At 71.1% G+C, this 11,165-nt stretch carries 9 protein-coding genes; 7 read left to right on the top strand and 2 right to left on the bottom strand.

Going from position 1 to position 11,165, the window contains the following annotated elements; all coding sequences use genetic code 11:
• Together ptsP and nagE are read left to right on the top strand one after the other, a co-directional pair.
• A partial coding sequence (ptsP, locus tag L8H00_RS17145; RefSeq protein WP_242098524.1) for a phosphoenolpyruvate--protein phosphotransferase occupies positions 1–1,575 on the top strand: 1,575 nt, incomplete at its 5' end.
• A complete protein-coding gene (nagE, locus tag L8H00_RS17140; RefSeq protein ID WP_242098523.1) occupies positions 1,572–3,281 on the top strand; it encodes an N-acetylglucosamine-specific PTS transporter subunit IIBC in 1,710 nt (569 codons plus the stop codon). The genes ptsP and nagE, both read left to right, overlap by 4 nt.
• A gap of 27 nt (positions 3,282–3,308) precedes the next feature.
• On the opposite strand, the gene L8H00_RS17135 is transcribed toward nagE, so the two are convergent.
• Entirely contained in the window at positions 3,309–3,884 is a 576-nt protein-coding gene (locus tag L8H00_RS17135; RefSeq protein ID WP_242098522.1) for a helix-turn-helix transcriptional regulator, read from the bottom strand.
• Between the two features lie 87 nt (positions 3,885–3,971).
• Between L8H00_RS17135 and L8H00_RS17130 the strand changes: the two genes are divergently transcribed.
• The gene (locus L8H00_RS17130) at positions 3,972–4,433 is read left to right on the top strand and encodes a DUF6456 domain-containing protein (RefSeq protein WP_242098521.1); all 462 of its coding nucleotides are present in this window, start codon (positions 3,972–3,974) and stop codon (positions 4,431–4,433) included.
• Positions 4,430–5,374, top strand: a complete 945-nt coding sequence (dapF, locus tag L8H00_RS17125) for a diaminopimelate epimerase (RefSeq protein ID WP_242098520.1) — start codon at positions 4,430–4,432, stop codon at positions 5,372–5,374. The genes L8H00_RS17130 and dapF overlap by 4 nt, the downstream gene beginning before the upstream one ends.
• Positions 5,375–5,381: 7 nt before the next feature.
• On the opposite strand, the gene L8H00_RS17120 is transcribed toward dapF, so the two are convergent.
• Positions 5,382–6,794: a hypothetical protein gene (locus L8H00_RS17120; protein WP_242098519.1), complete on the bottom strand. Its 1,413-nt coding sequence runs from the start codon at positions 6,792–6,794 to the stop codon at positions 5,382–5,384.
• 111 nt (positions 6,795–6,905) lie between these two features.
• On the opposite strand from L8H00_RS17120, the gene glf reads away from it, so the two are divergent.
• The 3 genes from glf (at position 6,906) to L8H00_RS17105 (ending at position 11,147) form a co-directional block, all read left to right on the top strand.
• The gene (glf, locus tag L8H00_RS17115) at positions 6,906–9,179 is read left to right on the top strand and encodes a UDP-galactopyranose mutase (protein WP_242098518.1); all 2,274 of its coding nucleotides are present in this window, start codon (positions 6,906–6,908) and stop codon (positions 9,177–9,179) included.
• A gap of 172 nt (positions 9,180–9,351) precedes the next feature.
• Positions 9,352–9,846, top strand: a complete 495-nt coding sequence (locus L8H00_RS17110; RefSeq protein WP_242098517.1) for a hypothetical protein — start codon at positions 9,352–9,354, stop codon at positions 9,844–9,846.
• A gap of 59 nt (positions 9,847–9,905) precedes the next feature.
• Entirely contained in the window at positions 9,906–11,147 is a 1,242-nt protein-coding gene (locus L8H00_RS17105; protein WP_242098526.1) for a terminase family protein, read from the top strand.
• Positions 11,148–11,165 lie beyond the last annotated feature (18 nt).

Raw genomic sequence — 11,165 nt, 5'->3', positions numbered from 1 at the left:
CGCGGCGAGGGTGTGGCGGTCGAACGGGGCCGGTTCGCCACCGGCATGGCGACCGTTCGCGCGGCGCTCGGCTTGGCGGCGGAGGCGCACGGCCAGGCAGCGGGCGTCTTCGGCGCACACCGCGAGATCCTCGACGATCCGATGCTCGCCGAGGCGGCCGAGGCGGCGATCGATGCGGGGGCGAGCGCCGCCGCCGCGATCCTGACCGCGGCCGAGGCGCAGGCCGGGCTGCTGCGCGCGGTGGGCGATCCGCGCATCGCCGAGCGCGCTGACGATATCGTCGATGTCGGCGAACGCGTCGCGCACGCGATCCTGGGCACCACGGCGGGCGGCGAAGCACCGCCCGCGGGCGCGATCCTGTTGGCCGACGATCTGCTCCCCTCGCAATTCGTCGCGCTCGATACCGCGCGCATCGCGGGCATCGCGCTCGTCCGGGGCGGCCCGACCGCGCATGTGGCGATCCTCGCGGCGGGCGCGGGCGTGCCGATGACGGTCGCACTCGGCACCGCGCTGGAAAGCGTCGCGGACGGCACGCCGATGCTGATCGACGGCGATGCGGGCCATGTCGTCGCCGATCCCGACGCGGCGACTCGCAGGGCGGCCGATACTGCCATCGCGCGCCATGCCGCCGCGGCGGTGCGGGCCGGATCGATCGGCAGCGCGTCGGTCGCCACCAGCGACGGCACGCCGATCGCGGTGCAGGTGAATTGCGGTTCGGCCGCCGATGCCGTCGCCGGCATGGCGGCGGGTGCGGACGGTTGCGGGCTGCTGCGGACCGAATTCCTGTTCCTCGATCGGACCGCCGCGCCCGATGCCGCCGAACAGACCGGGGCCTACCGCGCGGTGATGGAGGCCTTGCCCGATCGGCCGGTGACGATCCGGCTGCTCGATATCGGCGGCGACAAGCCCGCGCCCTATCTGGCGCTGCCGGTCGAGGAAAATCCGGCGCTCGGCCTGCGCGGCGTGCGGATCGCGCTGGCCCAGCCCGCGCTGCTCGACGCGCAACTGGCCGCGATTCTAGCGCTGGCCGAGCCGACGCGCGCGAAGATCATGGTGCCGATGGTCGCGAGCGCGGCCGAGCTGGCGAGCGTGCGCGCCGCACTCGAACGGATCGGCGGCGGCGCTTGCGCGCTGGGCGCGATGATCGAGACGCCCGCTGCGGCGATCGGCGCGGACCTCATTGCGCGCGAAGCCGATTTCCTGTCGATCGGCAGCAACGACCTCACCCAATATACGCTGGCGGCGGATCGCGGCAACGCCGCGGTCGCGGCGATGCTCGACGGCCTGCACCCCGCGGTGCTGCGCCTGATCGCCGAGACGTGCGCGCGGGCGGGCGTCGTGCCGGTCAGCGTCTGTGGCGGCCTTGCGGCCGATCCGCTCGCCGCGCCGATCCTGATCGGGCTCGGGGTGCGTACGCTCTCGGTGCCGCCCGCCCGCGTCGCCGCGACCAAGGCGCTGGTGATGGCGCTGGCCCTGGATGCGGCCGCCGACCATGCGCGCGCCGCGCTCGCCTGCGCCTCGGCCGCCGAGGTTCGCGCGCTCGCCCGCCGTTTCGCCGAGGAGACCGGCCGATGATCGTCAAGTTCGGTTCGCCGATGCCGCTCCTCCAAGCGCTCGGTCGTGCGCTGATGCTGCCGATCGCGGTGCTGCCGATCGCGGGATTGCTGCTGCGGCTGGGCCAGCCCGACCTGCTGAACATCGCCTTCGTCAGCGCGGCAGGCGAGGCGATCTTCGCGCATCTCGGCCTGCTGTTCGCGGTCGGCGTCGCGACCGGCATCGCGCGCGACGGCAATGGCGCGGCGGCGATGGCGGGCGTGGTCTGCTATCTCGTCATCGACAATGCCGCGCAGGTGTTCCTCGTCGCACCCGCGGGGCTGGTTCCGCCCGGCAGCGCGGCGGCGGTGGGGCAGGCGCTGCTCGGTGCGTGGAAGGCGGCGGCGATCGACAAGCTGCAGGTGCCGATCGGCATCGCCGCAGGCCTGGTGGGGGGCGGGTTCTACAATCGTTTCTCAACGGTCAAGCTGCCCGATTATCTCGCCTTTTTCGGCGGCCGGCGGCTGGTGCCGATCCTGGCCGGCATCGCCGGTCTGGCGGTCGCGTTGCCGCTCGGCCTGACCTATGGCTGGATCAGCGCCGGGGTGGACGCGCTCAGCCAGGGCATCGTGGCATCGGGCAGTTGGGGCCTGTTCGCGTTCGGTCTGCTCAACCGGCTGCTGATCGTCACCGGACTGCACCACATCCTGAACAACGTCGCCTATTTCCTCGTCGGCGATTATCACGGGCAGACGGGGGATCTGACCCGCTTCTTCGCCGGGGACCCGAGCGCCGGCGTTTTCATGAGCGGCTTCTTCCCGGTCATGATGTTCGGCCTGCCCGCCGCCTGCCTTGCCATGTACCGATCGGCGGCGCCGGACCGGCGCGCGGCGGTGGGCGGTCTGTTGCTGAGCCTGGGGCTCACCTCGTTCCTGACCGGCGTGACCGAGCCGATCGAGTTCAGCTTCATGTTCCTCGCGCCCGTACTTTACGTCGTGCACGCGGTGCTGACGGGCACGGCCGAAGTGGTGATGAACCTCCTCGGCGTGCGGCTCGGCTACGGCTTTTCGGCCGGGCTGCTCGATTATGTGCTGAACTATGGACGCGCGACGCGCCCGCTGCTGATGCTGCCGGTGGGCGCGCTCTACGCGCTGCTCTATTACGGCCTGTTCCGCTGGGCGATCGTCCGGTTCGATCTGCCGACGCCCGGGCGCGAGCCGCTGGTCGCGGGGGCGCCGCTCGCACCGCCGGTGACCGCCAAGGGCAAGGCCGCCGCGTTCGTCGCTGCACTGGGTGGTGAAGCCAATCTCCGGCAGGTCGATGCGTGCGCGACCCGGCTGCGGCTGACGCTCGCCGATTCCGGTGTGATCGACGAGGCCGCGCTTCGTGCGCTGGGCGCGCGCGGCGTGCTGCGGCCCTCGGCGAAGACCGCGCAGGTGATCGTCGGCGGGATCGCCGACGGGCTGGCGATGGAGATCCGCGCGGTGCTCGATCAGCCCGAACCGGTCGCCGCCACGCCCGCGGTGGCCATTGCGGCGCCGGCCGGCACGCTGCCGCGTTCGATCGGGACGGCGGTCGGCGGGTGGGGCAATATCCGTTCGGCGACGCGCCATGCGGGTCGCTGGCGCATTCTGGTCGAGGATCCCGAGCGGATCGACGATATCCGGCTCGCCGCGTGCGGTATCCGTGCCCTGGCCCGGCCGGCCCCCGCCATCATCCACCTGTTGTTGCAGAACGAAGAGGTCTGATGACCGCCCGTCGCGGCTAGCGGTGCGTCACAGATCGCGCACCAGCCGCACGGCGCGCGCGATCCATGGCGGATCGGCGATCACCTGCTGACGCTGGCCCGCACCGGGCGGAAGCAAATGGAGGCGCGCGCCTTGCGCGCCGGTGTCGCGCCCGATCAGCCGGCCGAACAGGAACCGGCCCGCGGCGCGCGGCACCAGCACGTCGCGGTTGAGGGCATGGCCGAACGCGTCGGGCGCCAGCGGTTCGCACCAGATCGAATCGCCCGCGCGGTAATCGCCGATGCCGCCGGTGACGCTCACCGCCACCCAGCCCGGCTGCGCCAGGGGTGGCGTCACGCTCGCCGCGCGGCGTGGCGCATGCACGCCGCCCGCATCGAGGATCGCGGCCACGGGCAGGTCGGACCGGTCGGGCAGCGTCACCAGATCGGCCGCGGTGACGCCCATCGCGGCGGCGATCCGGTTGAGCCACGCGATCGACACCGTGCGCGTGCCGGTTTCCAGGCGGCCGATCGTCTGCGGCGTGGAGGGCGGGACACAGGCGCGGGCGACATCGTCGAGCGTCAGCCCGCGGGCACGGCGAACATCGCGAATGGCAGTAATCACGATCGCTCTCCAACCATATCGGTTCGCCACTGTCCTACACATGTGCCGTTGTGGCAAGCCCGCAGCGATCTGGAGGATGGAGGCATTATGCGCGAGCTGGTGGAACATGGGCTGGAGAATGGCGTGGTGCGGGCGAACCCCGCCGGTCGGGGTCGGCGCGTCAGCGTGAATATCGCCGAATCGCCGCTGGGCTGGCTGCGCGCGCGCGGGATGGTGGATGCCCGGCAGTTCGAGGCCGGGGAGCGGCTGCGCGCCGATTACGAGCGCGCCGCGCTCGCGCCCTCGGTCACGATGCGCTGGGCGGCGCGGGTGGACGGAGCGACGGGCGAGCGGCTCGATCCCACCAGCGCGCAGATCGCCGCCAAGCGCCGCTTCGATGCGGCGACGGCCGCGCTGGGGCCTGGCCTGCGCGACGTGGCATGGCGCGTGGTGTGCGCGTGCGAGGGGCTGCCCGCGGCGGAGCGGGCGCTCGGCTGGCCCGCGCGCGCGGGACGGATCGTGTTGGGGCTGGCGCTCGACGCGCTGGCCGACCATTATGGCCTCCCATGAGGTTCGCCATCGTCAAATGCCACGGGTCGGGCAACGACTTCCCGATGATCGACGCGCGGGGGCTCGCGCTAGGCGACGCCGAATGGGCGATCGTCGCGCGCGCGCTGTCCGATCGCGCCGGCCCGGTGGGCGGCGACGGGATCCTGCTGCTCGGGCCGGCGCGCGGCGGGGCCGATTTCGCGATGACGATGCGCAACGCCGATGGCAGCGAGGCGGAGACGTGCCTCAACGGGTTGCGCTGCGTCGCGCGCGCGGGCTTCGCGGCGACCGGGCTGAGCGCGGCGACGGTCGCGTTGAAGATCTCCGCGGCGACGGCGGTGCGCGCGGAGGATCTGGCACCCGGCGTGTACACGGTGCGCGAGCGGGCGGGGCCGGCGACGCTCGACCTCGCCTCCTGGCCGATGCACATCGGGGCAGTGACCCTGGTCGATGCGCCGATCGCCGCGCTCTCGCCGGCCCAGCGTTTCACCGCGGTGCGGATGCCCAATCCCCATCTCGTGGCGTTCGTCGAGGCGATCGACGAAGCCGAACTGGCCCGGATCGGCGCGCTGTGCGAGGCAGCGCCCGATTGGCTGCCCGGCCGCGCGAACGTCAGCTTCGTAGAGGTGCGCGGGGACGCGCTCTTTGTGCGCACCTTCGAGCGCGGCGTCGGCCTGACCGACAGTTGCGGCAGCGCAATGGGCGCCTCGCTCTACGCGGCCTGTCTCACCGGACGGGTTGGCTACGGCGTCGACACCATGATCCTCAACCGCGGCGGGATGATCCGCGGTCATGCGGAGGCGGATGCCATGGTGACGCTGTCGGGCAACGCCACCTATGAATGGGCCGGCCGCGTCACGGTCGATATGGCGACCGGCATCGCCTCCGATCTGGTGGTGGAACAGCGCTTTCCGGACGAAGTGGCGGCGTGGGACGCGCTAAAGGCGCGCATCGCCGGGTAAGAGCGCCTCAGATCCGCCGGATCGCGACCGCGCAGTCGCCGCTGACGGTGACGTCGAACGCCAGTCCGTGCTCGTCCGCGACCACCTCCCGCTCATCGCGGCTTTGGCCGGCGATCGTGTCCCAAATGGTCACGCGAAACCGGCCGGGCGGCATCGGCACCGTGATCGGGCGCAGCGTGAAGGTCGCGTTGTCCACCCGGCCGTCGGGCATTCGGCCGCCGCGGCGCACCAGCCACAGCACCGCCTGATCCGCATCGCCGCAGCCGAGCGCGTGATAGCTCCGCACGCGCACCGCGAACGGCGTGCGGCGAAAGCGTTGCCAGTCGATCAGCGGCAGGAAGCCGCTCATCGCTCGCTGCGCCAGCCGCATGCCGGGGGTGAGGACGTGCGGATGGCGGTTGGGCCAGCGCATCCCGCCGCCGACCCCACCGCTGGCGAGATGCGCCCAGCTCATGTGGCGGAAATATTCGTCGTCGAACGGCGCGGGCAGCGTGCGGTGCTTGTCCTTGAAGGCGTGGATCGGGCCATGTTCGGTATCGAGAAAGGGCCGGGTGTCGGTGATCTCGCCCAGGCACTGGCGCACCACGCGACCCATCGCGAGCGCGGGTCGCACCGTGTCCGTGGGGTTGTCGATCGGACCGGAGCGATAGATGTGGATGGTCGCGAAATCGAGATCGGGGTGGCGGAAGATCGGCTCGGCCATTGCCAGCTCCGGGCGCCACCACAATTCGGGGCCGTAGATCGACACGGTCTGCGGATGGCTGCGCCCATAGAGCCGCTGCTCCAGGCCGCGCACATGCTGCGACAGGTCGGCGATGAATTCGTCGAAACAGGCCGCGCCGTTCTCCGCCTGCGCGGGGTGGATCTCGTTCCACAGATCCCAGGCGAAAAGCGCGCCCGATCCGCCCCAACGCTCGACCATGAAGGTCAGCCGCGCCTTGATCGCCTGGCGCAGCTCGGGGCTGAGCAACAGGCGCGCGGCCGTGTCGAGCGGGCCACCATTGGCGGCGTTCCACGGATGGTGGCGCCAGTGGATCCACATCCAGAACGTGTCCACCGGCGTGAGCAGGATGCGCAGGCCGGCGCGTTCGCACAGCGCGAACAGATCGTCCCACAGCCGCACCATGGCGGGAACGCGCACGCCCGCCGGCCGCTCGAAATAGCGATGCCGCACCTGCGCATATTCGACCATCAGCCGCAGGCAGGTGACGCCGTGCTCGACCAGCCAGGCGAGATGGCGCTTCACCGCGGCCAGATCGCGGCGGCGGAACAGCGGCGCGAGTTCGGGCCAGGTAATCGCGTCGTTCTGGCCGATCGGCGTCCAGTTCGCGCCGGTATCGTCGATGAAATAGGGCGCGCCCGGCGCGGTCCGGATCCACGGCAGCGGGGGCGTGCGGGGCAGGGGAACGGAATCGGTCACCCGCGCGCTCCTGCCAGACGCCGCCGCCCAGACCAAATCGCGATACGGTAGCATGGATCAATGCCTTTTCCGTGTCTTACCGGTAGGGGCGGGGCTTGATTGGAGTTGCTGATGAACGTTCTGGCCCCGCGTGCCTCCCTCGATCCCGCTGCCCGTGCCGGCCTGTTCCTCTGCTTTTCGCATCTGCGCTGGGATTTCGTCTTCCAGCGGCCGCAGCATCTGCTGACCCGCATGGCGCGGCATCATCCCATCGTCGTGTGGGAAGAGCCCGAGACGGGGGGCGTCGCCTCGCCCGATCTGGCGATCCGCGCGTCGGGGCCGGGTCTGCGCATCGCGACGCCGCGCCTTCCGCACGGGCTGGACGACGGCGCCCGCGATGCCGCGCTCGCGCAGTTGCTGGCGGCGTTCCTCGCGGACGAGCCGCCGGTGGCGGTGCGCTGGTATTACACGCCGATGATGCTCGCCTTCTCGCGCGGGGTCGCGGCCGACTGCACCGTCTATGATTGCATGGACGAACTGTCCGCCTTCCGCTTCGCGCCGCCCGAGCTGCTGGCGCTGGAGGAGGAATTGCTGGCCGCGGCCGATCTGGTCTTCACCGGCGGCTACAGCCTGTACGAGGCCAAGCGCACCCGCCATCCGGATGTGCGCCCCTTCCCCTCCAGCGTCGACGTCGCGCATTTCGCCCGCGCGCGCGACACCGTTCCCGATCGGACGGCGCGGCCGCGGTTCGGCTTCTATGGCGTGATCGACGAGCGCATGGACCTCGACCTGCTGGCCGGGCTGGCCGATGCGCGGCCGGAATGGACGATCGAAATGGTCGGCCCCGTCGTGAAGATCGATCCCGCCGATCTGCCGGTGCGCGACAACATCCTCTATTCCGGTTCGCGCGGCTATGACGAACTGCCAGCGGCCGTGGCGGGCTGGGACGTGGCGCTGATGCCGTTCGCAATTAACGCGGCGACGCGCTTCATCAGCCCGACCAAGACGCCCGAATATCTCGCTGCGGGGCGCCCGGTGGTGTCGACGCCGATCGTCGACGTCATCCGCCATTACGGCACGGTCGCGGGTGTCCGGATCGCCAAAGGCGGCGCGGATTTTGTCGCGGCCTGCGACGCGGCGCTGGCGCTGGCGCGCGGCGATGACCGCGCCTGGCGCGACGAGGCGGATGCGCTGCTCGCGGCGATGTCGTGGGACGATACCGCCGACGCGATGCTCGCCGCGATCGACGCGAAACGCGCCGCGCCGGTGGAATTGCCGCATTACGACTATCTGGTGGTGGGGGCCGGATTCGCCGGATCGGTGATGGCCGAGCGGCTGGCGGCCGATGGCGGCAAGCGCGTGCTGGTGATCGACCGGCGCCCGCATATCGCCGGCAATGCGTTCGACGTGGCGGACGAAGCGGGCATCCTGATCCACCGTTACGGCCCGCACATCTTCCACACCAATTCGGCCGAAGTGTTCGACTATCTGTCGCGCTTCACCGATTGGCGGCCCTATGAGCACCGCGTCCTGGCCGAGGTGCGCGGACAGCAGGTGCCGATCCCGATCAACCGCACCACGCTGAACGCGCTGTTCGACGCCGGGCTCGAGAGCGACGCCGATGCGGCGGCCTTCCTCGCGGCGCGCGCCGAACCGGTGGCCGCGGTGCGCACCTCGGAGGACGTCGTCGTCTCCGCGGTGGGGCAGGAGCTCTACGAACTGTTCTTCCGCGGCTACACGCGCAAGCAATGGGGGCTCGATCCGTCGGAGCTGGACAAGGCCGTCACCGCGCGGGTGCCGACGCGAACCAACGTGGACGATCGCTATTTCGCCGACACCTATCAGGCGATGCCGGCGGAGGGCTTCACCGCGATGTTCGCGGCGATGCTCGATAACCCCGGCATCACGGTGCGGCTGGGGGTCGATTTCGCCGAGGTGAAGGACAGCGTGCGTTACGACCGGCTGGTCTATACCGGGCCGATCGACGAGTATTTCGACCATTGCCACGGTCGCCTTCCCTATCGCTCGCTGCGGTTCGAACATCGCACGCTGCCGGTCGCGCAGCACCAGCCCGTGGCCGTCGTCAACTATCCCGACGAGGCGGTGCCCTTTACGCGAGTCACCGAATACAAGCATTTGACCGGGCAGGTGGCCGCGGTGACCAGCGTCACCTACGAATATCCCGCGGCCGAGGGCGATCCCTATTATCCGATCCCACGGCCCGAGAACCAGGCGCTGTTCAAGCGCTACGAGGCACTCGCGCTCGCCGAGCCCGACGTGGTCTTCGTGGGGCGGCTCGCCACCTATCGCTATTACAATATGGACCAGGTGGTGGGCCAGGCGCTGGCGACCTATCGCCGGCTGAAGGCGCGCGAACCGGATACGCTGCTTGCCGCGGCCGAGTGACCGTGCGAACCAAAAGGGTACAAAACACTTGACAGCGTCACGCTTCTTGGGTATATAACAGGAACGCTGAAGAATTGCGAGTCGGGCCGGGATGGCGCGGGCAGAAGCCCGTGTCGTCGCCGGCCCGAACTGCGTTCGGCGGCCGGCGATCATGGCGGTGCGGGGGTGGATCATGGGCAAGCGGGACGACGCGCATGACGGCGAGGTCGCGACCCGCCGCTGGACTCCAGGGCGGCGGAAGCGGTTTTTCGATGGGCTGGCGCAAACCGCCGATGTGGCGGGCTCGGCGCGGGCGGCGGGGATGTCCGCCGAACGCGCCTGCCATGCGCGCCGGACCAATGCCGCGTTCGCCACGGCATGGCGCGACGCGCTGGCGATCGGTTACGAACGGCTGGAAACGGCGTTGCTCGGCCATGCTCTGACGGGCGTCGATGCGCTCGAGGTGGCGGCGGCGGATGGATCGGATGCGTCCCCGCGCGTGATGGCGCCGGATCAGGTGAAGGTGGCAATGGCCATCCTCAACCGGCACGACGCCGCGCAGCGCCGCGGGCCCGAGCTGCCGCGCGAGCGGCCCGCCGCGACGCTGGCCGAGGCCGAGGCGGCGCTGACGAAGCGGCTGGACGCGGTCGCGCGCCGCCGGCCGGTCATCGACGGCGATCCGGCGTGAACGCGCGCGTGGGGGTCGCGCAGCTCGCGGCGATGGGGCCGATCGAACGCGCCGCGGCGATGAAGGGGTTGAACGCGGCGCAGGTCGGCCGCCTGCTCGAACATTGGGATGCCTGGGCGCTCGACGGCCAGCGCGCACCTCCCGGCGACTGGCGGGTATGGCTCATCCGCGCCGGGCGGGGTTTCGGCAAGACGCGTGCGGGCGCCGAATGGATCAGCCAGTTCGCGCGCGATCATTCCGAGGGGCGGATCGCGCTGGTCGGCGGCACGCGCGAGGACGTGCAGCGCGTGATGGTGGAAGGCGAAAGCGGGCTGGTGAGCGTGGCGCATGCGGGCGAGGCGCCGCGGTGGCGCCCGACGGCGGGCGAGCTGCGGTTCGCCTCGGGTGCGATCGGCTTCGTCTATTCGGCCGGATCGCCCGAGGCGCTGCGCGGGCCGCAGCATCACGCCGCCTGGTGCGACGAGCTCGCCAAATGGCGATACGGCGACATCGCGTGGGACAATCTGGTGATGGGCATGCGGCTGGGCGACCAACCGCGCATCGTGGTGACGACGACGCCGCGGCCCACCAACCTGATGCGTCGCGTGATGGTGGAACGCGGGATGGTCGAGACGCGCGGCCGGACGGACGACAATCCGCATCTGCCCCAGGCGTTTCGCGATGCGATGCGGGCCTATGCCGGCACGCGGCTGGGGCGGCAGGAACTCGATGGCGAACTGATCGACGACGTGGCCGATGCGCTGTGGACGCGCGCGCGGCTGGAGGAGTGGCGCGTGCGCGTCCACCCGCCCGTGCGGCGCGTCGTGGTGGCGGTGGATCCGCCCGCGGGGATCGGCGGCGATGCCTGCGGGATCGTCGCGGTGGCGCTGTGCGACGATATGCGCGCCTATGTGCTGGACGACGCGAGCGTGGAGGGGCTCGCCCCCGAAGGCTGGGCGCGCGCGGTGGCGACGTGCGCCGCGCGGCACGGTGCGGACCGGGTGGTGGCCGAGGCCAATCAGGGGGGCGCGATGGTGCGCAGCGTCCTGCACGCGGCCGACGGCACGCTGCCGCTGAAGCTCGTCCATGCCGCGCACGGCAAGGTGGCGCGGGCCGAGCCGGTGGCGATGCTCTACGACAATGACCGCGTCCGCCATGTCGGCGTCTTTCCCCGGCTGGAGGACGAATTGTGCGGGCTGGTGCCGGGCGGCGTCTATGCCGGGCCCGGCCGGTCGCCCGACCGTGCCGACGCGCTGGTCTGGGCGATGACCGCGCTGATGCTGGAACGGCGCGTCGCCGCGACGGTGCGCCCGATCGGCTGAGCCGCTTCGGCCCCCGCC

Origin of the sequence: Sphingomonas sp. CROZ-RG-20F-R02-07 (assembly GCF_022662335.1) — a bacterium.
Lineage (GTDB): Bacteria > Pseudomonadota > Alphaproteobacteria > Sphingomonadales > Sphingomonadaceae > Sphingomonas.
The sequence above is the reverse complement of the archived record's forward strand: the minus strand, read 5'-3'. Positions and strand labels throughout refer to the sequence as shown.

Excerpts from the sequence above, each read along its gene's own strand:
- nagE (WP_242098523.1), top strand. The coding sequence starts at position 1,572 with ATGATCGTCAAGTTCGGTTCGCCGATGCCGCTCCTCCAAGCGCTCGGT.
- L8H00_RS17130 (WP_242098521.1), top strand. The coding sequence starts at position 3,972 with ATGCGCGAGCTGGTGGAACATGGGCTGGAGAATGGCGTGGTGCGGGCG.
- dapF (WP_242098520.1), top strand. The coding sequence starts at position 4,430 with ATGAGGTTCGCCATCGTCAAATGCCACGGGTCGGGCAACGACTTCCCG.
- glf (WP_242098518.1), top strand. The coding sequence starts at position 6,906 with ATGAACGTTCTGGCCCCGCGTGCCTCCCTCGATCCCGCTGCCCGTGCC.
- L8H00_RS17110 (WP_242098517.1), top strand. The coding sequence starts at position 9,352 with ATGGGCAAGCGGGACGACGCGCATGACGGCGAGGTCGCGACCCGCCGC.
- L8H00_RS17105 (WP_242098526.1), top strand. The coding sequence starts at position 9,906 with ATGAAGGGGTTGAACGCGGCGCAGGTCGGCCGCCTGCTCGAACATTGG.